A 25,592-nucleotide genomic window follows, 5' to 3' on the forward strand; every position below is an offset into this window, starting at 1 on the left:
GTTTGATAGAAGGTGAGAGAATTTTCCGACATGAGGAGGAAGAACAGATGGATTTAGCAGGGAAAGTGGCAATCGTTACAGGTGGAGCATCCGGTATTGGATTGGCAACAGCAAAAGCGTTTCTTGAAAAAGGGGCAAAAGTGGTAATTGCTGACTTTAACGAAGAAGGCGGCAAAAAGGCAGAACAGCAGCTGAAGCAGGGAGACGCCGACATCGCTTTTGTTAATGTCGATGTAGCCAGTGAAGCATCAGTTGAAAAATTGGTTGCGGCAACGGTCGAGCTTTTCGGAAGAGTTGACATTATGGTCAACAATGCGGGCGTCGGCGTCCTTGGAGTCACCCATGAATTGACGTATGAAGACTACCATAAAGTCATTTCCATCAACCAGGATGGTGTCTTTTTCGGTGCCAAACACGCGATTAAGAATATGCTGAAAAATGGCGATGGCGGAGTCATCATCAACACGTCTTCCATTTTGGGATCTGTTGGAGAAGGTGGTGCTTTTGCTTATAATGCCACTAAAGGCGCGGTAAATCTGATGACCAAATCCCTGGCATTGCAATACGCAGAGCATGGAATTCGAGTAAATGCATTGGCACCCGGCTATGTGGAATCCGGTATGGTCAGTAAAGAGGCTTTGGGTGACTTTTATGACGCATTGGTGGGCAAGCATCCTGTCGGCAGACTGGGGCAGCCGGAAGAAATTGCGCATGCCATGGTATTCCTTGTTGAAAATGAATTTGTAACGGGCAGCACACTGATGGTCGACGGTGGCTATACCGCTCAGTAAATAAGAGGTACAAGAGAGCTGCTGCATGTGGCTCTTTTTCTATTGGAAAGTTTTATTTGCAGTCATTAGGGAATTTTCAAATAAGGTGGCTGTATAAAAGAGCGGCATTCAGCGAGGAGGTGCCGAATCGAAAGGAGGAGCTGTTATGAAGAAACTGGGAATGATCGGGGGGACAGGACCTGAGTCCACGGTCGACTACTACCAAACCATTATCAGTGAGTTCCAGCAGCGGACTGGAAACCAGGAAAGCCTGCCGGAATTGCTGATCTACAGCATCAATATGTACAAAATATTCGATTTGCTCGAAAGTGGGCAGGAAGAGGAGCTGGCGGAATATTTGGCAGCTGCTGTACTAAGCCTGGAAAGAGGAGGAGCGGATTTCGCGGTCATTTCGGCGAACACACCGCACCTCGTCTTTAAACAGATTCAGCAGAAAGTGAACATCCCGATGATCAGCATTGTTGAAGCAACATACCGCAAAGCTCAGGATATGAAGCTTCAAAAGATTGGCCTATTGGGGACCCAATTCACCATGGAAAGCGATTTTTTTAAAAATCCATTTATCGCAACCGGCCAAGAGGTAGTTGTCCCAAACAAAGATGAACAGCAATTTATTCATGGGAAAATCGTTGAGGAGCTGGAAAAGGGAATTGTCAAAGAAGAAACGAAAAAAGAGCTTTTGGGAATTGCCAACCGGCTGATTGAGCAGCAGGGTATCGAAGGTCTTATTCTCGGCTGCACCGAGTTTCCGATGATCTTCAAACCGGAAGACCTGGACATTCCCCAACTGAACACCGTAGAAATTCATGTAGATGAGATTGTCAAAATGATTCTAAGCGACTGATCCATAGAGTCAGCCAATTCAATGCCCAAAAACCGTCCTGACTGTGTGGAACGGTTTTTTTCTCTGGAGACCCGATGAGAATCAGCTGGATGGAAAACCGGCGCTGGATAAAGTATGATAAAACCACAAGCTAAACCCTTGCCTTTAAAGGAGGTGATATCAGATGACAATCGGTGTCCAATTGTCAGCGTCAGAAAAAACTCATGCAAAGCCTGGTATTTGGAGAGGCGATACTTTGCATGGGGCTACAAGCAATCTTTAATCGCTCCCGCAAAATCCAGCCGTTCTTTCTGCCCGGCTTGCTTCCTTATAGACGCAGTTAAAAAAACATAAGGAGTGGGCTCATATGATCCATGTTAAAGAAACAGACCACAACAGCGACAGCACGGCGGACAATCTGAAAGCATTTATCCGGAACGACCAATACAATTTCATCAAGGACCAGACCAAAATTCTGGTGGCAGGGCAAGCCAGCACAAATGATGCAGAGGTATTGAATGTCCTGCGGCATCTCGCGCACGAAAAAGTGTATAAGCTGTTCCCATCCCTCACCGAGCAGCAAAAGAAAATCCTTCAGCCGTTGGTGCAGGTAAAAGAACTCGGTGATGCGGAAACTTTTCTTGAACAGCTTCAGCCCTACATCATTCCATTTAACGCAGTCAGCGACCAGGGATTGAAAAAGCTATTTCCTAAAGCAAAAAAATTGAAGGGTCCAAAGCTTGAGAATATCAACCTTGGCCGGACTTCCTATTTAGCGTGGACGGAAAGTTCCAATTTGATGTATTTGGTGGCCCATGAAAACGATGGATTGATCGGTGTGCAAGGCAGCTTTACCCGCAGCGGCAAGCAGGGCATCTGCACCTTATGCAACCGCCATAGTGAAGTCGGCATGTTCATCGCCAAAACGAAAAGCTCGGGACAGGATCAGTTTATCAAGCGCGGCAATTACATTTGCCAGGATTCTGCAGCCTGCAATGACAATGTCAAAACGCTGGACCGCTTGAATGAATTTATCGGCCAGTTCCAAAAATAAACACACAAAAGAACCGTTCCCAATCGTCTTGAAAACCGATTCTTGGGGGATGGTTCTTTTTTATTTGGTATACCATTAAAAGAAGCTAAATTAGTATTTGACTTATTTTTCTGATAAATATAGACTGTATCTACAAGATGGTATACCATTTAGGAACTTAAATGGAGGATTAGACGCATGAAGCTAATTAGCGAGGTAAAGAAGAATGCCGTGTATGACTATTTGTATAGCGCTATACGGAAAGGCGAAATAAAAGCAGGCGATACATTGACGGAACGGGACCTTGCTGAAAGACTGGGTGTCAGCCGTACCCCCATCAGGGAAGCTATTCGAAAACTGGAAGAGCAGGGAGTAGTCATCCATGAACCGCATAAAGGAGCAAAGGTCATCACCTTATCTGCAGAAAAGGCGGCAGAACTTTATGAAGTGCGTGAACTTCTGGAAGGTCTAGCGGTAAGAAAACTAGCGCAGATCCATACAGCTGAAATGATGGAAGAACTGACTGGCTACATTGAAAGAGCTGAAAAGAAAGCTCTTGCTAAAGAGATCGAAAAATTATCCGACATCAATTCAGCGTTTCATTTGGCGCTGGCGAGACTTTCCGGAAATATTTATCTGGAAGTCATCATGAACATGCTGCAAACCCAGATCAACTTGTTAATGACGACGTCGCTGTCCTATTCCGGACGGCCGCTTGAAAATATCGAAGAGCACAAAAAGATTCTTGAAGCTATTAAGCTGGGTGATGGAGATTTTGCAGAGAGCGTGGCAAAATATCATGTTCGGCAAGCAAAAATTCATGCAATGAAGAAGATAGCGGAGGGTGGAATGTAATCATGGTGACGAAAACATTAGTGGAAAATATTTTAAAGACGAGCATAAAAGAGATTCCAGAAGACGTCCGGCAGCACGGTAAGAAGAGCCTCCTCAATTGGATGGGCGTGGCAATCGGCGCTTCAAGCCATCCTTCTGTTGACATGGTGCTCGCGTTAAAAGAAGATACCCAATCAGCAGAACAAGTTTCGATTTTTGGGCGGACAGAAAAAGTGGACCTTTTATTAGGAAGCCTGATTAACGGTATGTCTTCTCACATCTTTGATTATGACGACACCCACTTGGACACCATCCATCACCCAAGCGGCCCAGTAGCTCCTGTGGTTTTCGCGCTTGCCGAAAAAATGGATTTGCCAGGCGAGAAAGTATTGCATGCCTTTATCCTAGGGTGTGAAGCAGAGCTGCGTATTGCCAATGCTGTGTATCCGAGCCATTATCAACTGGGATACCACATCACCAGCTCAACAGGGGTTTTCGGAGCAGCAGTTGCAGCCGGAATTTTATTGGAATTGAGCGAAGAGCAAATGATTTGGGCGCTGGGGATTGCCGGAACCCAGTCTTTCGGATTGCGGGAAATGTTCGGGACGATGACGAAGCCATTCCATCCAGGAAAGGCAGCCCAAAATGGATTGATGGCTGCCTTATTGGCAAAGCGGAATTTTACTAGCTCTACAGAAGTATTGGAAGCCAAAAGAGGATTTGCCAATGTTCTGGCTCCTGAACACGATCTTTCGAAAGTGAACGTTCACTGGGGTGAGCAGTGGGAGCTGTTGAAAAATGCTTTTAAACCCTATGCCTGTGGAATTGTTCTCCATCCCTCCATCGATGCCTGCATTGCTTTAGGCAAGCAAGTAAAAGCGGAAGAGGTGGAACGGATTGAACTGGTTGTCCATCCGTATGTTCTGGAACTGACAGGAAAGTCGGCACCGCCAACCGGTTTAGCCGGCAAATTCAGTATTTACCATACAGGGGCTGTAGCCTTTCTTGAAGGAGATGCAGGCGAAGGCCAATATGCAGATTCGAAAGTGAAAGATCCTGCAATTGTCGATTTCAGGACTAAGATTAAGCCTAGGGTAGATGAGACGGTCAAAGAGGAAAGAGTGATTGCCACTGCTTTCTTGAAAGACGGACGCGAAATCGAACACATCGTAAAAAATGCGACAGGAAGCATCGAAAATCCAATGACAGACGAAGATTTGGTGAGAAAGTTCAAGAAACTGACCTATCCGATTATAGGAGCGGAACAAGCCAATGGGCTGATCGACGCTATAAATGAAATACAGCAGCTTGATAGTTTAACCTCTTTAATTGCGTTTACGAAAGCTGCCAAACAGTAAAGCGATTGCAGGGAACGAAGCCTCCCCTCCTGGTGAGAGGCTTCTTTTTTTTGCGTTTTTTATCTTTTAGTGTAAGCCATGCCCAAAGCGGTGGATGAAATATGGCTTCTTAAGTTGAACTTTTATATTTTTTAAGTTGAAGTGGAGTGAAAGACCGGAAAAAATACCGTGTAAAATAATTTGAATTTTCTTTTAATTACTATTGATTTATTGTGAAAGCGCTTTTATAATAGGGGTAATATCAAATGTCACGTCACTGAACAAATGTAAAGGGGGGCATAAATTATGTGGGGATGGTTCATCGTTGTGTTTGCCGCCGTCTGGCTGCTTCAACTTTGGATGGCCAAAGCGCAACTGAAAAATTACCACGGCACGATTAAAAAGCTGAGCAGAAGACCGTCAGGATACTTGGGGGTGGGGGTCAAAAAACAAAAACTGGGGATAGGGGCAATAGCAATTATCGTAACGGACGAAACTGGAACTGTTGTTGAAAGCCAGTTGATGCGAGGGGTGACGGTATTCAGCCGTTTTGAGCCATTTGCGAAATATGTTGGTTTGCCGCTGGACACATTAAAGGCAAGTCTTGGGGAAGAACCGGTGGATTTAGCTTTTGAGATGGCAATTGAAAAAATAGAGGCACAAATGAATGAAAAGACAAATCTAGCGGTATAAGGAGGAAGAAAAAATGGACTTTTTAGTTAGATTGGCCGAAGGGTTTATAGGCATGTTCCAAGCAGGGGGCGATACATTTGTAGGTCTGGTAACCGGCATTATTCCTCTTCTTGTGGTACTGATTACTGCCGTTAATGCATTTATCCGCTTGGTCGGGGAAGAGCGCATCAATAACCTTGCCCGCAAAAGTACAAAAAATATCATTTTGCGCTACACGTTGTTTCCCGTCTTGGCGGTTTTCTTCCTGACCAATCCGATGGCTTATACGTTCGGGAAATTTTTGCCCGAAAAACAAAAGCCGGCATTCTACGATTCAGCGGTTTCCTTTGTGCATCCGATAACAGGCTTGTTCCCACACGCCAATCCCGCTGAATTATTCGTATACTTGGGAATTTCCGCTGGCATCACGCAGCTCGGATTTTCGTTGGGGCCGTTGGCGATCCGCTTCTTTATTGTAGGAATCATCGTGATTCTGATACGCGGCATTGTCACTGAGATTATCACGGTCCGCATGATGAAAGCGCGTGGCATGGAAGTTTAATGATCCGGATGGTTTAAAAAAGGGAGGCAAAGAAAATGAGCAGCAATCACACGCCATTGAATTATAAGCCAGTGACCATAACTAAAGGCAGAGGCGGATGGGGCGGTCCACTGACCATTCGGCCAAATGAAGAAAAACGTTACATTGTGTCGGTAACAGGCGGCGGCATTCATCCGATTGCACAGGAAATTGCGGATTTGACCGGTGCCGAAGCGGTAGATGGATTTAAAGGTTCCTACGATAAAGAAACCATGGCTTGTGTCGTCATCGATTGCGGTGGAACAGCACGCTGTGGCGTTTACCCGAAAATGAACATCCTAACGGTCAATATCAACGCCACCTCTCCGTCAGGGCCGCTGATGAAGTTTATCAACGAAGAAAACTTCGTTTCCGGGGTCAAGCATGAAAACATTGCGGCAGTAGCAGCTCCTTACGAAGATCAGGATGCTGTGGAGGACGCCGTCGAAAAAGTTCGAAGTCCAGCAGCACGTGAAAAGACGCCGCAGGAGATAAAAGAAGAAGCCAAGCTGAAGGCAGCTGGCTACCAGAAGCCGAAAAAGATGAACATCATCGAGAAAATCGGCCGCGGAGCCGGTAAAGTAGTCGGGATTTTCTACCAGGCTGGCCGGGAAACGATTGATCAGGTGCTGAAGAACATTTTGCCGTTCATGGCTTTTGTCAGTATGCTGATCGGAATCATTACCTATACCGGAATCGGTGACTTGATCGCCAACTTCGTATCGCCATTAGCTGGGAATATTGGCGGTTTGCTGCTCTTGTCTGTTATTTGTGCATTGCCAATCTTATCCCCTTTGCTCGGGCCAGGAGCCGTTATTGCACAGGTAGTTGGAGTTCTGATCGGTGTAGAAATTGGCCGTGGGAATATTCCGCCGGAATTGGCGCTGCCTGCGCTGTTTGCCATCAATCCGCAGGTTGGGGCAGATTTTGTGCCAGTTGGTTTGACATTGGGAGAAGCAGAGCCGGAAACGATTGAAGTCGGAGTTCCCGCGGTGTTGCTGTCACGTGTCATAACAGGTCCAGTAGCAGTTGTTATTGCATATCTGTTCAGTTTTGGACTGTACAGCTAAAAAATAAGGGGGCAGTCAGGTGGAGGATATGATGACAAAAAAATATGAAGCGAAAATAACAGAAATTGGTGAAGAAGTGGAAATTTTCATTGAAGAAAACATGCTGGTCATTTTTAACGATACGGTTCCCGAATCGCTGCGGTCAATCGGCGTGATTCATGAACGGGCAGATCTTTTGGAGAAAGTCGAAGCCGGAGATGTGCTGGAAATCAGCGGACAGCAGTACGAAATTTTATTCGTGGGAAGCAAGGTCAATGACACGCTGGAAGAAATCGGCCATTGCACCATCGCCTTTAATGGCGAAACAGAAGCCAGTCTGCCGGGAACCATGTGCGTCGAAAAGAAAGCAATGCCCGAATTGCAGGTCGGTTCCGCGATTCGCATTATTAAACGTTAAAAAAGAGGAGGTTGGCTCATGCTGGGAATAAATAGAAAACTCGAAGAAATTGAGCGAAATGGCGATATCATCAGAGTTGGGCTGGTGGGAGCTGGCCAGATGGGGAGAGGAATGATTTCCCAGATTGAAAGCATGGCAGGTATGCGTGTGGTCATCACAGCGGATATTCAAATCGGCAATGTCACCAATGCATATGTAAAGTCAGGGGTTCAGGCTGACGATGTTATAGAAACCAATAATGTGAAGGAAGCGGCAGCGGCCGTCAAAGAAGGCAAAGTGGTGGCGACGACAGATGCCCAACTGGTCACTTCACTGCCAGAAGTCGATGTTGTCGTCGACGCAACCGGTGTTCCTGACATCGGAGCAAAAATTGCATGGGATGCCATCCTGAACCGCAAGCATATCGTTATGTTGAACGTAGAGGCTGACGTTACTGTAGGGGTTATTTTGAAGAAAATGGCTGATGCCAGCGGAGTGGTCTATACGGGATCTGCCGGTGATGAACCCGGAGCCATCATGGAATTATTCGATTTTGCGGATGCGCTAGGGTTTGAAGTCGTGGCTCTTGGAAAAGGAAAAAATAACCCGCTGAACTTAAATGCCAATCCGGATACGGCAGCGGAAGAAGCAGCCCGAAAAGGAGCCAGTCCGAAAATGCTTGCTTCTTTCCAGGACGGCACGAAAACGATGGTTGAAATGACGGCAGTGGCCAATGCGACAGGTTTTTTGCCTGATAAACCGGGCATGCACGGGTTTGTAAGTGATGTCAAAGGCTTGCCGGAAATCTTTAAATTGAAGGAAGATGGCGGAGAGATCAGCAATAAAGGGATCGTTGAATACATCAACGGCATCGCACCAGGGGTCTTCGCTATTATCGCTTCTGAAAAAGAAGAAGTGAATCACGAACTGAAGTATTTGAGCATGGGGGACGGGCCGAACTATGTGCTTTACCGCCCATATCACCTGACTAGCCTGGAAACCCCGATTTCCATCGCCCGCGCCTATATCTACAATGAAGCGACCATTGCGCCTTGGCATGGGCTTCAGGCGGAAACAGTGACCGTAGCAAAGATCGACTTAGCCGCCGGCGATTTTCTGGACAGCATCGGAGGATTTACGGTATACGGCCATATACTGACAGCACAGGATGCCCGTGCCAAAGGAGCATTGCCGCTAGGATTGGTCGACAAAAATGTCCGCTTAAAGCGGGATATCAAAAAAGGTGAAATTATCGGCTACGATGATGTCGAACAAACCAAAGATTCGACAATTTGGCGCCTGCGCCGCATGCAGGATGACACATTTAAGGCGGAAACTGAAAAAGAGACCACAGTGAAAGCCTAGTCCACCGAATTTCATGTAGAGAAAAACCCAATCAACGAAATGAGAAGGTGTCCAAACATGGAAATTAAAACTATGGAAGCAGCTTTATTTTGCAGCCATTGCCGAGAAGAAGTAAATCATGAAATCACATATATCAATAACGATATAAAAAGCATTCGATGCGAGCAATGCAATAAGACCAAGCAGCTCCGCGTGGATGTTAATAAGAAATTTTATAAAGAAGTTTATGACCGGATTTCTTCCAAGCCGACTCGGATCACGCAGGAGTACAAAGACGACTTGAGCCATCTGCTCGTTTCCCTGCCGGTTCGCACTGTCAGCAAACCATACCGTCTTCTGAAAGACGTCAATGCTTCACGAAAGATACTCAAGCAATACAAACAGAAAAAAAGCCGAGTTAAATAGCATCTCTGTCCAAGGGCCAGACTTCTCTATATTCATACGAGAGGGAGGGCCCTTTCAAATAACTTGACTAAATAATCAAATAATATTATATTTTACATATGTCACGTACTAGAACATATGTAAAAGGAGGAAGAAGGATGACACAAAAACTGAAGTTGCCGCCTCAAGTAAAAGAAACCGAGTTAAGAGAGCTATACAAGCAAATGTGGCTGATCCGATTTTTTGAAGAAAAGGTGGATGAGTTTTTTGCAAAAGGGATGATTCATGGAACGACTCACTTGAGTGTTGGACAGGAAGCTTCTGCAGTTGGATCAATTGCTGTCTTGGAGGAGCGGGACAAAATCACCAGCACACACCGCGGCCATGGCCATTGCATTGCCAAAGGAGCAACCGTCAACGGCATGATGGCGGAACTATTTGGACGGACGACAGGCTATTGCAAAGGCAAAGGCGGATCGATGCACATCGCGGATGTCGATAAAGGAAATCTTGGAGCCAATGGCATCGTCGGAGGCGGATTTGCGATTGCTGCGGGAGCTGCCCTGACTTCTCAGATGAAAAGAGCGGGATACGTTGTCTTATGTTTCTTCGGGGACGGGGCTTCAAATGAAGGCAGCTTCCATGAAGCGATCAACCTGGCGTCCATTTGGAAATTGCCGGTCGTCTTTATTTGTGAAAACAACCAATACGGCATGTCGGGTCCGGTGCGGGAAATGATCAATATCGAAGACATTGCCGCACGTGCTGCAAGCTATGGCATTCCGGGAAAAGTCGTCGATGGCAACGATGTATTCGACGTCATGAATGGCGTCAATGAAGCAGTAGAACGGGCGCGGAACGGCGAAGGGCCTTCCATTGTCGAAGCGAAAACGTACCGTTCGAAAGGGCATTCAAAGAGCGATGCCAAAAAGTACCGGACACGCGAGGAAGAAAAAGAGTGGCTCTTGCGGGATCCGATCAAACTGATGGCTGAAATAATGATCGAAGAAGGAATTTTCACGCAGCAGGACGCAGATGAAATCAAAGCGGATGCGAAAAAAGAAATCGAAGAGTCCGTGGAATTCGCTAAAAACAGTCCAGAGCCGACATTGGATGCTTTGATGGAAGACATTTACGCATAAGGCGGAGCAAAGGAGAATCGACGCATGAGAGAGCTGACCTATTTAGAAGCAGTAAGAGAAGCCATGAGCCAGGAAATGCGCGAAAACGAAGATGTGTTTGTGCTAGGCGAAGATATCGGGGTCTATGGCGGCGCATTCGGTGTTACACGCGGAATGATTGAGGAATTTGGTCCAGAACGGATCCGCAATACGCCTATTTCAGAAGCGGCCATCTCAGGTACGGCGGTCGGAGCGGCATTAACCGGAATGCGTCCGATTCTGGAATTGCAGTTTTCCGATTTTATGACCATTGCGATGGACAATATGGTCAATCAGGCAGCAAAAATCCGCTATATGTACGGCGGTAAAGGAAAAGTGCCAATGGTGCTCCGGACGCCAGCCGGTTCTGGAACTGGGGCAGCAGCACAGCATTCGCAAAGCTTGGAGGCTTGGATGGCACATATTCCCGGCCTGAAAGTGGTGCAGCCGTCAACAGCCTACGACGCCAAGGGCTTATTAAAAGCAGCGATTGACGACGACAACCCAGTCATTTTTTATGAACACAAACTGTGCTATCGCACAAAATCGGATGTTCCGGAAGAAGCCTATTCCATTCCACTGGGCAAAGCTGACATTAAAAAACAAGGTGAGGATGTAACCATCGTTGCTACAGCATTTATGGTCCATAAATCGCTGGAAGCGGCTGAAGAGCTTGAAAAAGAAGGCATTCATGTGGAAGTAATCGACCCCCGGACACTTGTGCCGCTCGACATCGAGACCATCGTCCAATCCGTCAAAAAGACCGGACGCTTAGTGGTTGTCCATGAGGCGGTAAAGCGCGGCGGATTTGGCGGCGAAATTGCCAGCCTGATTGCGGAAAGTGAAGCTTTTGATTATTTGGATGCACCCATCAAGCGGCTGGGCGGCAAAGCGGTTCCGATTCCTTATAACCCGGAGCTGGAAAAAGCGGCGGTTCCAGCAGTGGCTGATATCGTGACAGTCGTCAAAGAAACGCTAAACCGCCTGTAAGGAGGAAAAAGGATGGCTAAAGAAATTTTCATGCCGAAGCTCAGCAGCACCATGGAAGTCGGTACACTGCTTCAATGGTTCAAAGAAGAAGGGGACCTGGTCGAAGTCGGGGAACCGCTTTTTGAAATCATGACCGATAAAATCAACATCGAAGTCGAGTCCTATGAAGAAGGAACTCTTTTGAAACGCTATTTTGAAGAAGACGATGAAGTGCCGATCAACCATGTTGTTGGCTATATCGGCGAAGCGGGAGAAGAAGTTCCGGATTCGCCTCCTGGAGAATCGGGCGTCAGCAGCAAGCCCGCCGCCCGGGAAACGCCGGAACAGCAGCCAGAGGCCGAAATGACAGAGAACCCCTCTGAACAGCCGGAAAAAGTCCGGGCAACTCCGGCTGCCAGAAGAGTCGCCCGGGAAAGGGAAATCCACCTTACCGAAGTCGACGGCTCGGGTCCGAACGGCCGGATTCACCAGGCAGATGTTGAAAGCTTTGCCCCAGCTGCCGCTGCCGCCGTTGCCAGCCGTGCTACGCCGCTTGCTGAAAAAGTAGCGGCAGCTGAAGGGGTGGACCTGCAGCAAGTCGCCGGAACTGGTTCACGTGGGAAAATTTACCGGGCAGACGTAGAAAAGGCTGGCCAGCCAGCCGCTCTTGGAGCCCAACCGGCCAAACGTGTGAAAATGGCAGGAATCCGAAAAGCTGTGGCCGATCGGATGCTCCACAGCAAAACGACCGCCCCGCATGTTACGCTCAACAGTGAAATTGATATGTCTGAAGCAGTAGCCATGCGCAAACAATTGCTGGGGCCGATTGAACAACAGACCGGTTACCGCCTCAGCTACACAGAAATCATTTTGAAAGCGACGGCACATGCCTTAAAACGCCACCCGAACATCAATGTTTCCTTGGAAGGCAATGAAATCGTCCATCATGGCGCCATTAATATTGGATTGGCGGTAGCACTTGAAAATGGCCTGTTGGTGCCGGTCATTAAAGATGCAGACAGAAAAGGATTGGCCGAACTGACTGTCGCCTGCAAAACAGCAGGACAGGCAGCCAAAGCCAGCAAACTAAAGCCTGACGAAATGTCAGGCGGTACCTTTACTATCAGCAACCTTGGAATGTACGCGGTCGATACATTCAACCCCGTCATCAATCAGCCGGAATCGGCGATTCTTGGAATCGGCCGAATCAATGAAAAGCCGGTCGGCCTGAACGGCCAGATTGTGCTGCGTCCCATGATGGGAGTCGGGCTGTCATTTGACCACCGCGTCATTGACGGAGCCCCTGCGGCCGCCTTTTTAACGGATTTGAAGGCGGTGCTTGAAAATCCATATGAATTATTAATGTAAGGGGTCGATCCTATTGAAGACATATGAAGTGGCGGTGATCGGCGGTGGACCGGCAGGCTACGTAGCTGCTATCAGAGCAGCAAAACTGGGGAGGACGGTGGCTTTGGTGGAAGCGCGGGAGCTGGGCGGGACATGCCTCAATCGCGGCTGCATTCCTTCCAAGACCTTGCTGCGGCACGCCGAAGTCATAGAAAACATCGAGAAAGCCAAAAACTGGGGCATCGAAACAGGACCTGTAACAGTATCGATGTCCAAGATGATGAAACGCAAAGACGAAGTTATTCAAAAACTGCGGACGGGCATCGCCTATTTGATGAAACAAGGAAAAATTGATGTCTTGAACGGCTATGGAGAAGTGCAGCCGGACGGCATCATTCGAGTGGATCAAAACGGCAAAGAAGAAACAGTCAAAGCCGAAAAAATCATTTTGGCGACCGGTTCGAAACCGATTGTTCCGCCGATTCCAGGGCTGCAAGAAGAAAACTACCATACCAGCGACACAATTTTTAGCATCACCGACATTCCAGCTTCAATGGTTATCGTCGGCGGCGGCATCATCGGCGTGGAGTTTGCCTGCATCTTTGCGGCACTTGGGGTACCGGTGACCATCGTTGAAATGAGCGGACGGATTGTGCCGAGCGAAGACCCGGAAGCTGCAAAAGTGCTGGCGAAGTCGTTGAAAAAGAAAGGGATCTCTATTTTGGCATCGACCAAAGTAACGGCAGTGGAACATGGAAGCGGCCCTCATCTGGTTCATACAGAAAACCAAAAAGGACAGAAAGAAACGTTGCAGGCAGAAATGATTCTGCTGTCAGTCGGCAGATCTCCAAAAACGTCGGCGTTCGATTCACTGGGCTTGGCGATGAATGGGCCTTTTGTAAAAGTGGATGAATACATGGCCACGAGCCTGCCGAATATTTACGCAGCTGGGGACCTGGTCGGCAACTGGCAGCTTGCCCATGTAGCAAGCGCTGAAGGACTGGTTGCTGCTGCCAATGCAGCGGGGCAAAAAGAGGTAATCGATTATCATGTCGTGCCGCGCTGTGTGTATACAAGCCCTGAAATTGCAAGTGTTGGGATGACGGAAGAAGAGGCAGAACAAAAAGGGATTTCCTATAAAGTAGTGAAAGTCGATCATGCTGGAAACGCCAAGGCGCTGACTTTGGACGAAAAGGAAGGCTTCACCAAACTAATAGCCGATACCAAATATGGCGAAATCCTGGGCGTTTCCATGGTTGGTCCGCATGTGACCGAAATGATTGCGGAGCCTTCTGCCTATATGCGGTTAGAAGGAACAGTAGACGAGTTGGCATCGATGATCCATGCACATCCGACCGTTTCAGAAAGTCTGTATGAAGCTGCTGCTTCCTGGCTTGGAAAAGGGGTACATCATTAGAAATGTGCAGACGTCCGCATAATCTGGACAACAAGCAAAGAGCCAGTATACTGGTTTATAAAAAAGCCGATTGGTCCCATGCTTTGAGCATCGGACCAATCGGCTTTTATAATTAAGTTCAGACAGTTGATTTCGGGGGATGAAGCAGCAAGTCTGCTGTTACGTCATCGATAACCAATACGTCCAGGTAGCCGCCTTTTAAAGCAGCGCGTATGCTTTCCACTTTATGGGCACCTTCGACAATGCCGATAACCTGCGGTATTTTTTTAAATTCTTCAAGATCCAGGCCAATAACCAAATCATTCAACGGATGTTTGATCTGGTAGCCGTCCGCGTCATAAAAACGTGAACCGATATCTCCCGCCGCACCAGCGAGCTTTAAAGAATCCAAATCGTTCGAAGTCAAATATTGCATCTCCGTCATGGTCGAGCCTTCAAACGGATTGCCAAGTCCCACCACTGCCATTTCCACGCTGCGTCCTTCTTTCAGAACCATCGCAATATCTTCCGACTGAACCAAGCGCTCTTTTAGTTCCAGTGATTCCACCATTGCAGGTGCGTATAAATAGGAACAATAGGAGTTCATCTTCTGTGCCAATTGGTAAGCAAGCAGATTCGAATGGATGTCCACAAATTTTCGGCCCATTCCCCCCACCAGCGGGACAATCTGTAAATCCCGGTGTTGTTCAAACGGATACTCTTGCACAAACTTGGACAAGGTGCTGCCCCAGGAAATGCCCAGTGATTTAATGCCTTTAATATTTTTCGACACATAGGAAGACGCTGCTTTGCCGAGAGCATGCTTGACCATTTCTGTGCTCAAATTGGCGGCTGGCACAACCAGTGCTTCCTTAAGTCCATAGGTTTTCTCCAGCTGCTGCTCCAACTCAACGGTATGCGCGTTTTCATCCTTGATATAAATTTCCACAATGCCCATTTCCCTTGCTTTGTTCAGCAATTTTGAAATGACTGGGCGGGAGACGCCCATCTTACTGGCGATTTGCGCCTGGGTTTGACCGTCGAAATAGTAGAGGTTAGCGACCTTTACGATCTGTCTGCGTTCTTCCCAATTCATCATCGTAGCACCTTCTCGTCAGAGTCCGATTTGCGGGTATAAGCCATCTTATAAACCGCTTTCATGTCCTTATTATACGTTTTCCAAGCTCCTTTGTATACACCGCCGTGACAGGGATTGCGTAACTTGGCGGGGGCAGATGCATTTAAAATGTTCACTTTTATACCCAAAAGTTACCTGGATTTCTTTTAAGAGAGTTTTACAGCTAAGCTCTCTTTTAAAATAATAGAATTTTCCGTCATTTGTTGAGTTAAAATAAAAAGGATACAAGTTTTGCATATTAATGGGCTCATTAGAAAAAGCTTCTTGCAGACGAAAGGGAGGAATGGAAAAATGCGCTTAGCAACAATCAAACAACAAGGTCAGGAAACGGCCGCATTAGTGCTGCCAACAGGGGTGGTGACATTTGAGCAGTTAAACAAAACATTCAACCAGCAGTGGACAACCAATTTATTGGAATTAATGGAATCCGATCAGTTGAGTGCGTTGAATCATTGGTTTCAGGATGAATTTCAGCAAAAAACAAAAGAAGAATCTTTTAAGGAATTGATCCTGCCTTTTGATCAGGTCAGCTATGCTCCGCTTTATCGCCGTCCGCAGAAAATCTGGGGAATTGGCTTGAATTATGTGGAACATGCAGCTGACCTCCATGAAGTGTCACCCAGCACAGAACCTGCAAGTTTCATGAAACCGGCCACCACGATTATTGGGCCAGGCGAAACAATCCAGGTGCCGCTGCAATCCGAGCGCACCACAGCAGAATCTGAACTCGGCATCATCATTGGCAAGACATGCAAAGATGTATCGGAAGAAAACGCATTGGATGTTGTTGCCGGTTACACGACAATCATCGATATGACAGCGGAAGACATTCTGCAGAAAAATCCGCGTTATTTAACAAGGGCCAAAAGTTTCGATACGTTCTTCAGCTTCGGCCCTCATCTCGTGACGCCCGATGAAGTGGACGACGTTCTTGCGCTGAAAGTGGCCACCATGATCAACGGGGAAGTACACAGGGAAAATACGGTCTCGAATATGACTTTTCAGCCTCAATTTTTGATTTCCTTCCATTCCAAAGTCATGACCTTGCTGCCAGGTGATATTATTTCAACCGGAACCCCGGGCGCCGTGGTAATTCGGCAAGGCGACGTGGTGGGCTGCCGAATCGATGGCTTTGAACCTTTGGAGAACCCGGTGGAGGATCTGAAAGGGTAGGATTTTGCCCATAAAAAAGACCGCCTATGTCCATTAGAAATTGGATACAGGCGGTCTTTGGCATTCGGCAGGACAGAGCCCTTAGAATGCGTATTGGAATAAAGCGTAATAAAGAGGGCCGAGCAATACCAGCATAAACAGTCCTGAAAAGACGGTCATGGAAAGCGTACCGGCTTCCGGCTCTTGTTCAGTGAAATGCGCCTTGATAAAGAAGAAAAACAACAGGTCCCATAACACCACTGCGCCAAGAATCACTTGCCATGCAAATGGCGTGAAAATCTGGAAATGGGTCACAAATCCGAACAGGCCAATCCAGGCAATGACCGTAAAGGCCAGGTCAATCAGAAAAACTGGGCTTTTGTAGCCGCCATGAATGAAAAATGCAATTGTGGACGTAGCCAGAAGTGCAGCGTAAACGTACCAAAAAATTTGTATCATGAACTTATTCCTTCTTTCATAGACATCTTACCCATTATAAGAGAATGTGGCTGGAAGTAAAATTTTTTCACTCGCAATTTTCCAGACCGTAAAGGCAAGATTGAGGATGCATAGTCCGCTTCATGGTTATAGAATGGAGAAAACAAGGAAAGCGCATAGCTGAAGATTGCACGGTTCTGGGATATAATGAGGCAAAGAATCTATTAATAAGATGGATCAAAATATAAGTTGAACTACAGAACCCAGCTTTTACTTAGCGCCTCGCCCCTGGGCGCGCCTGCGCTAAGAGATGGATTTGTGGAATATCATCAGGCGAAAATCATTAATTCAAGCGGAGGGAGACCAGATGATGGAGAAAATAAGTTTTTCCTTTGATGAGATGTGGGAAAAAGTGATGGCCTGTGACCGGAAGTATGACGGCCTTTTTTACACAGCAGTTAAAACAACCAAAATTTATTGCCGTCCATCCTGCCGGTCCCGGAAACCGAAAAAGATCAACGTCGACTTTTTTTTGACCATGGCTGAAGCTGAAGAAAAAGGATTTCGGGCATGCAAAAGATGCCAGCCGGAAACGGAATATTCACCTGACGAAGAACTTACACGCCAAGTGATGGCATACCTGACGGCCAATTATCGGGAAAGCATAAGCTTGCAGGATATAGCTGCTCATGTCGGCATGAGTCCGTCTTACCTTGAGCGTGTGTTCAAACAGGAAACTTTGGAAACTCCACGGACCACCCTGGAAAAGATCCGGATCGACAAGGCGGCCGAACTGTTGAAGCGAACCAGCTTATCAAATCTCGAAGTGTGTTTTGAAACAGGCTTTCAAAGCCCATCCAATTTCTATAAAATATTCCGCAAGCTCAAAGCTCACTCTCCGCATGAATTCCGGAAGTTAAGCCAGCCGGTTTCTTCATGAGACAGGGTGAAGCGCTGTTTGTAGAAATCAAAACGCCTGCTGATTTTAATTTTGCGGAATGTCTTGTTCATCTTGGCCGATCCTCACAGGAAAACTTGTACCAGCTTAAAGACGGCGTTGTAACCAAGCTGCTGAAGCTTAATGGGCAGCTTGTGCTGTTTCGCGTAATGTCAGCGGCTGGAGCTTTGCGCATCGAGTTTCCGCTTGGCGCTCCGCCAGAAGCTGAAAGAAAGAGGGCTGTTGCCTATGTGGAGGACTGGTTTGATTTAGCAACAGATTTGCGTGGGTTTTATGCCATGGCGGAAACGGATCCGGTGCTGAGCGGAGTGGTCCAGCAATATTACGGGTTGCGGGTCATGGGCGTTCCGGATTTGTTTGAAGCACTCGTATGGGCGGTCATGGGGCAGCAGATCAATCTCACGTTCGCCTATACCTTGAAGAAAAGGTTTGTCGAGAATTACGGGGAATCGCTCGTTTACGAAGGCGAGCAATTTTGGGCGTTTCCAAGCGCTGAGACGATTGCCAAGCTGGACATCGCTGATTTAAGAGCGCTGCAGCTCACCGGCAGGAAAGCGGAATATATTCTTGGCATTGCATCAGCAATTGCCACCGGTGACCTGAAAAAAGAACAGCTGCTCCAGGAAACGGATATGGAAAGCTCATTATTGGAACTTCGGGGAATTGGTGCATGGTCGGCGAATTACGTTATGATGAAATGCCTTCACAGCCAATCGGCTTTTCCGCTGGCAGACGTCGGCCTGCACAATGCTTTAAAGGCGCAATTGGAAATGGACCGGAAGCCGACAATCGAAGAAATTACAGAGCTTGCGAAAAACTGGGAAGGATGGCAGGCATATGCCACATTCTATCTATGGAGGTCTTTATTATGAATGGATTGCATCACGCTGAATTTCAATCTCCCATTGGCATTGTGGAAATCGTTGGAACTGACGACGCCATCATTTCCATCCTGTTCAGTGAAAAAAACACAGTGGATTTTCCGGTCGATCCAGGCAGCCCGCAAGTGATTGTGGATTGCCAGCAGCAGTTGAAAGAATATTTTAAAGGACAACGCATGGAATTCGATTTTCCTGTTACCTCTACTGGCACCGCATTCCAGCAAAAAGTATGGGCGGCATTGACCGAAGTTCCATATGCCGAAACCGTATCATACGGAGCAATTGCCAAAGCAATCGGCAGCGACAAGGCCGTGAGAGCAGTAGGGAACGCCAACAGCAAAAACAAGCTCACCATTGTTGTACCTTGCCATCGCATCATCGGCTCTACCGGCAAACTGACCGGCTACACGGGCACGCTGACCCGAAAAGAGTGGCTGCTCCGCCATGAAAAAGAGTTTGCTGAACATGCTCAAACCCTAAAATAAACAATAATGAACCCCAGCTGATTTTGATCAGCTGGGGTTCATTATTGTTTTGCACGTGCTTTACTGTGTTTCTTACTTCACTTGCGCTTCCGCTTTTTCAGATTCATTCAAATCGACATCCACCGAAGTGACAAAATAGCGTTTTGAGTCATCCGTTTCGAGTTCGACTTTCTTTCTGTCAAACAGCGAGACAGTTTCGATTTTCTCTATTTCGCCTGTTTCAATATCTTCTTCATAGATGCGGTAGCCGATAATAGCGTCGTCACGCACCGCGTGCCAGGAGATGTTGAAAGCAGTAGCCGCCACATTTGCAGGGGGCTCTGGCGGTGTTTCTTTAACACTCGAATCGGAAACCAATTCGGCTGTAACGACCAGGCGTTCTTCATGCGATCCAATGTCGCGGTTAAAATCACCAGTGCAAGTGATCAAGTTGATCATCCGCTTGTCCGAGTTGCCGAAGATTTCTTCGATTGGTGCTTCATCGGTTTCGTAGCTGGTCAGGTTCTTCACCTCAAAAACCATCTCGCGTCCATCGGCATCCGTCAAAATTACGGTTTCCCCAACCTTTACATCCGTCAGCTCATAAAAGACAGCCGGACCCGTCAAGCTGTCGACATGTCCAGCCAACACGGCATTGCCTTTTGCGCCCGCTTTAAAGCCAGGCTCAAACCAGCCAACTTGATCTACATCTTCCGGCACACCCATTTCGCCGTTATCCAAAATGCCGGTTGGCTCGATGGCCGCTTTGACACCGATAGAAGGAACTTCAATCTGAGAAGGCTCCATGCCTTTTATGCTTTCCTGGCGTTCCCGCTGCAGCATTTGCAGCTTTTCCCGTTGTTCCGGAAGGATAGGAAACTCCGCGATCTTGTCGACATAGTTGCCGGATACCTCTTCCTCATCTGCCTCTTGCTCGGCTTGCTCAGTGGATTCAACGGGTTCAACCTTTTCTTCAACCGTTGGGCTGGCAGCCAAAGGCTCCAAAATGATGAACAAAGCGAGACATAAAATGATGGCTGTTCCCATAGTGACAAGCTGCTTCATCTGCATTTCCTCCTTTCCAATCAGGAACAGAGAGAGCCACTGGCCCTCCCTGAATTTGTTATTGCTGGTTTTTGGTTTGGCGGTATGTGATTGTTCCAGCTGCCAACAAGATCATCGTGCTTAATGTAATCCAAAGGATCATTGTATTCGACTGGCCAGCAGTGCCGCCAAGTCCTGTTGCCGGCATTTTTTCAGGTGCCGTGTTTTCAAAGTTCTCAGGGAATTGATCAACAATTGCGCCGCTCAATCCTTTGCCGATATCAAACATGATGGCATAGCCTGCACGGTATGTTTCGTAAGATGCAGCATAATCGCCTGAGACGTATTGCTGGAACGTATCCACAACAGAAGTTTCATGTGCTTGTACGCCTGCAATGGTTTCATCCAAAGGCATGCGGTCTTCCGTTGCGCCGTTCAAGAAAGTTCCTAGGTCTGTTGCAAACGTGCTGGTCAAAGTAGTTGTTGCTTCTTCGACAGCGGGCTGATCGTCAGCTGCTGCTGCAGTCACAAGGTCACCTTGTACGGAGATGTGCTGGTTGTTCCAAAGTTCAACAAATTGGTTGCTTGCTTCTTCACCGTAGACAGAAGCAAGTGCTGTCCGGAACTCTTCTGTGTTTTGATCTTGTGCCCAATCGGCAAAGTCAAAGTCCTCAGAACCATTATAGCCTTTTGTCATGCTCAATTGCGCTAAAGCGAAATGTTCAGCCGCAATGCGGTTGACTGTCGAACGGAAGTCGCCGGCTGGTGTATTCGGATCAGAAAACTGATCTGGGAACTGAGCGGAAATTGCTCCACTGATGGCGCTTCCGGCTCCAAAGATTTGCGTGAAGCCTTCCAGGTAAGACGTGTAAGCCGCTTCGTAGTCACCTTCTACATATAGATCGAATGTTTCCTGAACGAAATCTTCATGCTCGCGAAGAGCAGCAGTTGCGCCGTCTTCCGGAAGGTTGCCTTCTGTTGCGGTGCCAAGAAATGCACCCATGTCGTCAACAAATGACTGAATCTCGACTAACGCTTCTTCTTGCATGGCTTCATCGCCGGCTTTCACAGCAGCGGCGTAATCGTCCGTGCCCATGTTGTGCTTATCAAAGATTTCGACAAAAGCCGCTCCGCCTTCTTCGCCGTAAACAGATGCGATGACCGGCTCCATGTCAGCTGCGTTGGCATCAAGTGCTGCTATTGCTGCTTCTGCCGCTTCGTCTCCATCATAGACTTTCATCATGGAATCGACAGCGAGTGCGTAATGCTCCGATAACAGAGAATCCAATGTTGCGCGAAGTTCCACGCCGGTTGTTTCTGTTGGCGGCAGCTCATCTGCCAATGCGGTTGTTGCCATTCCGGGTATTAGTAACGCGGCTCCAAGTACAGGTACTAAAACTTTATTCCATTTCATAAAAACCACTCCTCATTTTTGAATTCATATAAACATAACGGAGGGGTTCAGAGATTAGATCACTTTTTTGAAAAAAAGAAACTGCACGTTAGGATAGGGAAAGCTTCTTTGGAATGGAAATCCACTGCAACAATTTGGGTGAGGTAAGATGAAGGATTGCCATAGCTGGTGATTTTAAAATGAAATCAGATCGATGCTGTAAATGGTTAAGAGTGTAATGAAACCAGCTCTTGTATAGCTGTTCAGCTGATTGATGAATAAAACTTCACCATGGAAATTACAGAGCAACAGTTGGGAGTGAGCGGATTTTGCTCACGGACAGAGGCAGTTTGCTGTGGCAAACTGTTTCCATTCGGCTCTTTTTGGCTGGAAATCGCGTTTGGCTGGTAAATAGGGTCGTTTGGACAGTATTCTGGCCGGATTGGACAGTATTTGGTGGGGAATAGACTGTATTTTGTTTGATTTGGATTGTATATCCATTTAACTGGAAATAATCATGCTAATAAAAGCTGGAAAAGCTGAAATTCAAGCCGGTTTCTCTCCTACTCAACCTAAAACTATCGATTACAGGAATCAAACTTTAATGAAAATAAAAAAACCGCCACTTTGGCGGTTTTTTCATTTAATATGAACACCTTCTGGATATTCTTATTTTACGCCAGAGCTTCTGAGGAAACTCAATAACTCATTGTTAAAACGCTCGGGTTCATCTGCGTTGATGCCATGTCCGCTGTCCTTAAATGGAACAAGAACGGAATTGGGTATTTGTTTTTCAAGTTCTTCGCCCAGTTCATAGGCACAAATTCCATCTTTTTTCCCGTGGAAAATGGCTGTTGGCACGGTGATGCCTGCCAATTCGCCGCGCAAGTCTTCATCTCTCAATGCAATTGCCGAGTTGATGGTCGAATGCGCTCCGGCTTCAAGGCCAAGCTGCTGAAACCACTGCAGGAATTGCGGTGATTTTTTCTGTTCAAAGAACATATCCGCAAATTGAGCAAGAAAAGCCGGTCGATCTTCTTTGATTTGTTTGATGATGTCATCCACTTCTTTGGGTTTCAAGTTGATCTTGAAATCGTCGCGTTGCGTGAACACAGGAGCCGCCGCTCCCATCAATAGCAATTTGTCTACGTCCTGCTGGCCAAACTTTGTTAAGAAGCGAATTGCAATGGGTCCGCCCATGGAAAATCCGGCAAGCACGAAATTTTCAAGTTTCAAGTGATCAACGACCGCTTTAACATCGCTAGCTGCTGTATCGTAATCGTAGCCTGACCACGGTTTGTCCGATTTTCCGTAGCCTCTCAGGTCGATGCCGATGAACCGGAAGTTTTGCTGCGCAAGGATGCTGATCTGCGACTCAAATGATTTGCTGTTCAGTGGCCAGCCGTGGATAAATACTACCGGCTGCCCCGATCCTACATCTTCTGCATAAACTTTCACGCCGTCTTCCACTTCAATATAATGTCCCAAAAACTTCTCCTCCTCTAATTTAAAAAATGTATTGATGATATGCTTCCCTATGCTGGCAGGAAATAAACTGCAATAGATCAAAGACTCCTTTTCAAATTTCGGCTAGCGAGCGTCCGCAAAGGATAAATGGGATGAAAAAAATTTTAGTTTACTTTGGCGCCATCAATAAAAACGTCTTCAGGATGGTGCTGAAGCTCAAACGGATTGCCGCTCCAAATGACGAAATCGGCATCTTTTCCGACTTCAATCGAACCTACACGGTTTTCCACACCCAGATGTTTTGCAGCATCGGAGGTTAGTGCGCGCAATGCCTGTGTTTCTGAAATACCGTGGTTGATGGCATGGATGGCGCTTGTCAGCAAATACTGGATGCCGATTACTGGGTGGTCTGTGGTGATCGAGCAAGGTACTCCCGCATCAAGCAGCGATTTGATCGTCGACCATTGCTTGTCCTTCAATTCGACTTTCGAGCGTGTCGACAAAGTGGGGCCGACGGAAACCCGGACATCGTGCTTAACGATGTAGTCAGCAATCTGATGTCCTTCGGTGCAATGTTCGATTGTGACATCGATTCCGAACTCGCGCTTTAAGCGCAGCACCGTGACAATGTCATCCGCCCGGTGCGCATGAACCCGGAGGGGGATTTCTTTGTTCAAGACTTTCACCAAATTCTCCATCCCGAGTTTGCGCTCTTTTTTCTCACTTTCCATGTAATTTCGCGCGTCGATCAAGTTTTCCCGCAGCAGTGCGGCCACACCCATTCGGGTAGTCGGCATTTTTCCTTTTCCACCGTGGAACACTTTCGGGTTTTCTCCGGTTGCCGCTTTCATGCCGGAAGGGGAGCGGATGACCATTTCATCAACGATATGACCTGTTGTTTTCAGCACTGACATTTCGCCGCCAATGACATTGGCGCTTCCCGGCATAACCTGAACTGTCGTGATGCCGGCCTGGCGCGCATCCTCAAAGCCTCTATCCAACGGGTTGATCCCATCGATTGCACGCAGTTGAGGGGTAACAGGGCTGCTTGTTTCGTTATGGTCTTTGCCGTCTTTCCCAATGCCTTCTTCGGTAATTCCAAGGTGGGTGTGGACATCGATGAGTCCCTGTGTGACAATTTTGCCGCCAGCATCAATCGTTTTGCAGCTGGCAGGCAATTCCAGACCTTCCCCCATGCCGATGAATTTTTTATCATCGATCAGTAAAGAAAAATTCTCGAAAATTTTGCCCTTGCCATTCCAAACACACGCATTTTGAATCATGATCATCAATAAAAATCCCCTTTCTGAATAAACTTATTAATTAGTTTACCATTATGTGGAGAGTGAGATGATGGCTTCTATTCGGAATAAACAAAATTTTCCGAAAGACTGACAGACTATTTTCAAGTAGAATAAACCTTGTAAAGAATCCAAGAAGAGGAGAATGCATATGTTTAAAGAGCAATTTTTCCAAGAACTAAAAGAGCTTGCAGCTTTGCCGGGCAGTCCCGGAAGAGAACACCAGGTGGTCAAACGGCTGGCCGAATTGCTGGAACCGCTGGCAACTGTTGAGATTGATCATATGGGCAATATCTATGCCGTCTTGGAAGGCAGTAAACCCGGGCCGACAGTATTGGTATCGGCCCATTCGGATGAAATCGGCTGCATGGTCAGCGCCATCGACAGCAAAGGGTTTCTGCGGATGGAACGGACCGGCGGTATGATGGATGCCTTGCTGGTTGGACGCAAAGTGAATGTGAACGGCCACTTTGGCGTCGTCGGTGTGAAAGCTGGACATCTGCAGACCGCCAGCGAAAAAACCAAAGTTTTGCCGATTGGCGAGATGTACGTCGATGTTGGAGCTCGCTCCAAAGAAAGAGTGCTGAAGATGGGCATTGAAATCGGGGACTCAATCACTTATATCAGCGATCTTGACCGGTTTACCAATAGCGACTTGATCTGTGGCAAGGCGATCGATAACCGCAGCTGCTGTGTCATGTTAGTGGAATTATTCAAAACCTTTCAAGATAAAGACTTTAGCGGCACCATGGTCGGAGTGATCGCGGTACAAGAAGAGGTCGGTCTGCGGGGAGCACAAATAGCCGGTTACAAGATTGATCCCGACTATGCCATCATTCTTGATACGATTGCCTGCGCAGATACCCCGGACGGCAACACATATCCGATTGCTATCGGCAGAGGGCCGGTGCTGCCCTTGTTGTCCGGTGGAGGTGCACGCGGCAATTTGATGGCTCCGCAAATGAAAGACTTGATCATCAAATATGCCGAGAGAAACGATGTGCCGATTCAATTGTCGGTTATGCCCAACGGGACGACGGATCTATCGGCAGTTCACCTGGTGAAAGAGGGCATTTTAGGGGCGGCGATCACTTTCCCGCGCCGCTATTCCCATTCGCCCATCGAAATGGCGGATTTGAAGGATTTTGAAGCTGGCTTTACTTTGCTGAAAGCGATGCTGAGAGACAGTGCTGAATGGGGAGACATGAAGTTTGTCTGA

26 protein-coding genes are annotated in these 25,592 nt (G+C 47.4%); 20 read left to right on the forward strand and 6 right to left on the reverse strand.

Annotated features, from left to right (window positions below):
* Positions 1-47: 47 nt before the first annotated feature.
* The 15 genes from QOZ98_RS10775 to lpdA all read left to right on the forward strand — a co-directional run bounded on the left by QOZ98_RS10775 (position 48) and on the right by lpdA (position 14,158).
* Positions 48-791 (forward strand): SDR family NAD(P)-dependent oxidoreductase, encoded by a 744-nt coding sequence (locus QOZ98_RS10775; protein WP_308787453.1) that lies wholly within the window; start codon positions 48-50, stop codon positions 789-791.
* Between the two features lie 145 nt (positions 792-936).
* The gene (locus QOZ98_RS10780; RefSeq protein ID WP_308787454.1) at positions 937-1,635 is read left to right on the forward strand and encodes an aspartate/glutamate racemase family protein; all 699 of its coding nucleotides are present in this window, start codon (positions 937-939) and stop codon (positions 1,633-1,635) included.
* A 346-nt stretch (positions 1,636-1,981) separates the two neighbouring features.
* Positions 1,982-2,668 carry a FusB/FusC family EF-G-binding protein gene (locus tag QOZ98_RS10785; protein ID WP_308787455.1) on the forward strand — a complete coding sequence of 229 codons (687 nt, stop codon included), beginning with the start codon at positions 1,982-1,984 and terminating at the stop codon, positions 2,666-2,668.
* 177 nt (positions 2,669-2,845) lie between these two features.
* Positions 2,846-3,502 (forward strand): GntR family transcriptional regulator, encoded by a 657-nt coding sequence (locus QOZ98_RS10790; RefSeq protein ID WP_308787456.1) that lies wholly within the window; start codon positions 2,846-2,848, stop codon positions 3,500-3,502.
* A gap of 2 nt (positions 3,503-3,504) precedes the next feature.
* Entirely contained in the window at positions 3,505-4,839 is a 1,335-nt protein-coding gene (locus QOZ98_RS10795) for an MmgE/PrpD family protein (RefSeq protein WP_308787457.1), read from the forward strand.
* Positions 4,840-5,124: 285 nt separating this feature from the next.
* Positions 5,125-5,511, forward strand: a complete 387-nt coding sequence (locus tag QOZ98_RS10800; protein ID WP_308787458.1) for a transcriptional regulator GutM — start codon at positions 5,125-5,127, stop codon at positions 5,509-5,511.
* Positions 5,512-5,524: 13 nt separating this feature from the next.
* Positions 5,525-6,052 carry a PTS glucitol/sorbitol transporter subunit IIC gene (gene srlA / locus QOZ98_RS10805; protein WP_308787459.1) on the forward strand — a complete coding sequence of 176 codons (528 nt, stop codon included), beginning with the start codon at positions 5,525-5,527 and terminating at the stop codon, positions 6,050-6,052.
* A gap of 35 nt (positions 6,053-6,087) precedes the next feature.
* A complete protein-coding gene (gene srlE / locus QOZ98_RS10810; protein ID WP_308787460.1) occupies positions 6,088-7,140 on the forward strand; it encodes a PTS glucitol/sorbitol transporter subunit IIB in 1,053 nt (350 codons plus the stop codon).
* Between the two features lie 31 nt (positions 7,141-7,171).
* Positions 7,172-7,537 carry a PTS glucitol/sorbitol transporter subunit IIA gene (locus QOZ98_RS10815; RefSeq protein ID WP_308787461.1) on the forward strand — a complete coding sequence of 122 codons (366 nt, stop codon included), beginning with the start codon at positions 7,172-7,174 and terminating at the stop codon, positions 7,535-7,537.
* A gap of 18 nt (positions 7,538-7,555) precedes the next feature.
* Entirely contained in the window at positions 7,556-8,881 is a 1,326-nt protein-coding gene (locus QOZ98_RS10820) for an NAD(P)H-dependent oxidoreductase (protein WP_308787462.1), read from the forward strand.
* A 57-nt stretch (positions 8,882-8,938) separates the two neighbouring features.
* Entirely contained in the window at positions 8,939-9,286 is a 348-nt protein-coding gene (locus tag QOZ98_RS10825; protein WP_142828551.1) for a bh protein, read from the forward strand.
* A gap of 137 nt (positions 9,287-9,423) precedes the next feature.
* Positions 9,424-10,407 carry a thiamine pyrophosphate-dependent dehydrogenase E1 component subunit alpha gene (locus QOZ98_RS10830; RefSeq protein WP_142828552.1) on the forward strand — a complete coding sequence of 328 codons (984 nt, stop codon included), beginning with the start codon at positions 9,424-9,426 and terminating at the stop codon, positions 10,405-10,407.
* A 24-nt stretch (positions 10,408-10,431) separates the two neighbouring features.
* Complete coding sequence (locus tag QOZ98_RS10835) at positions 10,432-11,415, forward strand: alpha-ketoacid dehydrogenase subunit beta (RefSeq protein ID WP_308787463.1); 984 nt, start codon at positions 10,432-10,434, stop codon at positions 11,413-11,415.
* Positions 11,416-11,427: 12 nt separating this feature from the next.
* On the forward strand, positions 11,428-12,762 hold the full coding sequence (locus QOZ98_RS10840) for a dihydrolipoamide acetyltransferase family protein (protein ID WP_308787464.1): 1,335 nt from the start codon (positions 11,428-11,430) through the stop codon (positions 12,760-12,762).
* Between the two features lie 13 nt (positions 12,763-12,775).
* Complete coding sequence (lpdA, locus tag QOZ98_RS10845; protein ID WP_308787465.1) at positions 12,776-14,158, forward strand: dihydrolipoyl dehydrogenase; 1,383 nt, start codon at positions 12,776-12,778, stop codon at positions 14,156-14,158.
* Between the two features lie 118 nt (positions 14,159-14,276).
* Here the strand turns inward: lpdA and QOZ98_RS10850 are convergent, their stop codons facing one another.
* On the reverse strand, positions 14,277-15,236 hold the full coding sequence (locus QOZ98_RS10850; RefSeq protein WP_308787466.1) for a sugar-binding transcriptional regulator: 960 nt from the start codon (positions 15,234-15,236) through the stop codon (positions 14,277-14,279).
* Between the two features lie 330 nt (positions 15,237-15,566).
* Between QOZ98_RS10850 and QOZ98_RS10855 the strand changes: the two genes are divergently transcribed.
* Positions 15,567-16,448, forward strand: coding sequence for a fumarylacetoacetate hydrolase family protein (locus QOZ98_RS10855; RefSeq protein ID WP_308787467.1), 882 nt, complete (start codon positions 15,567-15,569; stop codon positions 16,446-16,448).
* 81 nt (positions 16,449-16,529) lie between these two features.
* Here the strand turns inward: QOZ98_RS10855 and QOZ98_RS10860 are convergent, their stop codons facing one another.
* On the reverse strand, positions 16,530-16,886 hold the full coding sequence (locus QOZ98_RS10860; protein ID WP_308787468.1) for a hypothetical protein: 357 nt from the start codon (positions 16,884-16,886) through the stop codon (positions 16,530-16,532).
* 349 nt (positions 16,887-17,235) lie between these two features.
* Between QOZ98_RS10860 and QOZ98_RS10865 the strand changes: the two genes are divergently transcribed.
* From QOZ98_RS10865 to QOZ98_RS10875, 3 genes are read left to right on the forward strand one after another with little or no spacing between them, the layout of a single operon-like run.
* Positions 17,236-17,805, forward strand: a complete 570-nt coding sequence (locus tag QOZ98_RS10865) for a bifunctional transcriptional activator/DNA repair enzyme AdaA (protein ID WP_308787622.1) — start codon at positions 17,236-17,238, stop codon at positions 17,803-17,805.
* Positions 17,802-18,695 (forward strand): DNA-3-methyladenine glycosylase family protein, encoded by an 894-nt coding sequence (locus tag QOZ98_RS10870; protein WP_308787469.1) that lies wholly within the window; start codon positions 17,802-17,804, stop codon positions 18,693-18,695. Before QOZ98_RS10865 ends, QOZ98_RS10870 begins: the two co-directional genes overlap by 4 nt.
* Positions 18,692-19,189, forward strand: coding sequence for a methylated-DNA--[protein]-cysteine S-methyltransferase (locus QOZ98_RS10875; protein ID WP_308787470.1), 498 nt, complete (start codon positions 18,692-18,694; stop codon positions 19,187-19,189). Before QOZ98_RS10870 ends, QOZ98_RS10875 begins: the two co-directional genes overlap by 4 nt.
* Positions 19,190-19,261: 72 nt before the next feature.
* Here the strand turns inward: QOZ98_RS10875 and QOZ98_RS10880 are convergent, their stop codons facing one another.
* The 4 genes from QOZ98_RS10880 to QOZ98_RS10895 form a co-directional block, all read right to left on the reverse strand.
* Entirely contained in the window at positions 19,262-20,233 is a 972-nt protein-coding gene (locus tag QOZ98_RS10880; protein ID WP_308787471.1) for a class F sortase, read from the reverse strand.
* A gap of 58 nt (positions 20,234-20,291) precedes the next feature.
* Positions 20,292-21,626: a hypothetical protein gene (locus QOZ98_RS10885; protein WP_308787472.1), complete on the reverse strand. Its 1,335-nt coding sequence runs from the start codon at positions 21,624-21,626 to the stop codon at positions 20,292-20,294.
* 648 nt (positions 21,627-22,274) lie between these two features.
* The gene (locus tag QOZ98_RS10890) at positions 22,275-23,093 is read right to left on the reverse strand and encodes an alpha/beta fold hydrolase (protein WP_308787473.1); all 819 of its coding nucleotides are present in this window, start codon (positions 23,091-23,093) and stop codon (positions 22,275-22,277) included.
* Positions 23,094-23,236: 143 nt separating this feature from the next.
* On the reverse strand, positions 23,237-24,361 hold the full coding sequence (locus QOZ98_RS10895; protein ID WP_308787474.1) for an amidohydrolase: 1,125 nt from the start codon (positions 24,359-24,361) through the stop codon (positions 23,237-23,239).
* Between the two features lie 163 nt (positions 24,362-24,524).
* On the opposite strand from QOZ98_RS10895, the gene QOZ98_RS10900 reads away from it, so the two are divergent.
* Complete coding sequence (locus QOZ98_RS10900) at positions 24,525-25,592, forward strand: M42 family metallopeptidase (RefSeq protein WP_308787475.1); 1,068 nt, start codon at positions 24,525-24,527, stop codon at positions 25,590-25,592.

It is taken from the genome of Planomicrobium stackebrandtii (assembly GCF_030814955.1).
Taxonomy (GTDB): domain Bacteria; phylum Bacillota; class Bacilli; order Bacillales_A; family Planococcaceae; genus Planococcus; species Planococcus stackebrandtii.

Excerpts from the sequence above, each read along its gene's own strand:
- QOZ98_RS10775 (WP_308787453.1), top strand. The coding sequence starts at position 48 with ATGGATTTAGCAGGGAAAGTGGCAATCGTTACAGGTGGAGCATCCGGT.
- QOZ98_RS10780 (WP_308787454.1), top strand. The coding sequence starts at position 937 with ATGAAGAAACTGGGAATGATCGGGGGGACAGGACCTGAGTCCACGGTC.
- QOZ98_RS10785 (WP_308787455.1), top strand. The coding sequence starts at position 1,982 with ATGATCCATGTTAAAGAAACAGACCACAACAGCGACAGCACGGCGGAC.
- QOZ98_RS10790 (WP_308787456.1), top strand. The coding sequence starts at position 2,846 with ATGAAGCTAATTAGCGAGGTAAAGAAGAATGCCGTGTATGACTATTTG.
- QOZ98_RS10795 (WP_308787457.1), top strand. The coding sequence starts at position 3,505 with ATGGTGACGAAAACATTAGTGGAAAATATTTTAAAGACGAGCATAAAA.
- QOZ98_RS10800 (WP_308787458.1), top strand. The coding sequence starts at position 5,125 with ATGTGGGGATGGTTCATCGTTGTGTTTGCCGCCGTCTGGCTGCTTCAA.
- srlA (WP_308787459.1), top strand. The coding sequence starts at position 5,525 with ATGGACTTTTTAGTTAGATTGGCCGAAGGGTTTATAGGCATGTTCCAA.
- srlE (WP_308787460.1), top strand. The coding sequence starts at position 6,088 with ATGAGCAGCAATCACACGCCATTGAATTATAAGCCAGTGACCATAACT.
- QOZ98_RS10815 (WP_308787461.1), top strand. The coding sequence starts at position 7,172 with ATGACAAAAAAATATGAAGCGAAAATAACAGAAATTGGTGAAGAAGTG.
- QOZ98_RS10820 (WP_308787462.1), top strand. The coding sequence starts at position 7,556 with ATGCTGGGAATAAATAGAAAACTCGAAGAAATTGAGCGAAATGGCGAT.
- QOZ98_RS10825 (WP_142828551.1), top strand. The coding sequence starts at position 8,939 with ATGGAAATTAAAACTATGGAAGCAGCTTTATTTTGCAGCCATTGCCGA.
- QOZ98_RS10830 (WP_142828552.1), top strand. The coding sequence starts at position 9,424 with ATGACACAAAAACTGAAGTTGCCGCCTCAAGTAAAAGAAACCGAGTTA.
- QOZ98_RS10835 (WP_308787463.1), top strand. The coding sequence starts at position 10,432 with ATGAGAGAGCTGACCTATTTAGAAGCAGTAAGAGAAGCCATGAGCCAG.
- QOZ98_RS10840 (WP_308787464.1), top strand. The coding sequence starts at position 11,428 with ATGGCTAAAGAAATTTTCATGCCGAAGCTCAGCAGCACCATGGAAGTC.
- QOZ98_RS10850 (WP_308787466.1), bottom strand. The coding sequence starts at position 15,236 with ATGATGAATTGGGAAGAACGCAGACAGATCGTAAAGGTCGCTAACCTC.
- QOZ98_RS10855 (WP_308787467.1), top strand. The coding sequence starts at position 15,567 with ATGCGCTTAGCAACAATCAAACAACAAGGTCAGGAAACGGCCGCATTA.
- QOZ98_RS10860 (WP_308787468.1), bottom strand. The coding sequence starts at position 16,886 with ATGATACAAATTTTTTGGTACGTTTACGCTGCACTTCTGGCTACGTCC.
- QOZ98_RS10865 (WP_308787622.1), top strand. The coding sequence starts at position 17,236 with ATGGAGAAAATAAGTTTTTCCTTTGATGAGATGTGGGAAAAAGTGATG.
- QOZ98_RS10870 (WP_308787469.1), top strand. The coding sequence starts at position 17,802 with ATGAGACAGGGTGAAGCGCTGTTTGTAGAAATCAAAACGCCTGCTGAT.
- QOZ98_RS10875 (WP_308787470.1), top strand. The coding sequence starts at position 18,692 with ATGAATGGATTGCATCACGCTGAATTTCAATCTCCCATTGGCATTGTG.
- QOZ98_RS10880 (WP_308787471.1), bottom strand. The coding sequence starts at position 20,233 with ATGAAGCAGCTTGTCACTATGGGAACAGCCATCATTTTATGTCTCGCT.
- QOZ98_RS10885 (WP_308787472.1), bottom strand. The coding sequence starts at position 21,626 with ATGAAATGGAATAAAGTTTTAGTACCTGTACTTGGAGCCGCGTTACTA.
- QOZ98_RS10895 (WP_308787474.1), bottom strand. The coding sequence starts at position 24,361 with ATGATCATGATTCAAAATGCGTGTGTTTGGAATGGCAAGGGCAAAATT.
- QOZ98_RS10900 (WP_308787475.1), top strand. The coding sequence starts at position 24,525 with ATGTTTAAAGAGCAATTTTTCCAAGAACTAAAAGAGCTTGCAGCTTTG.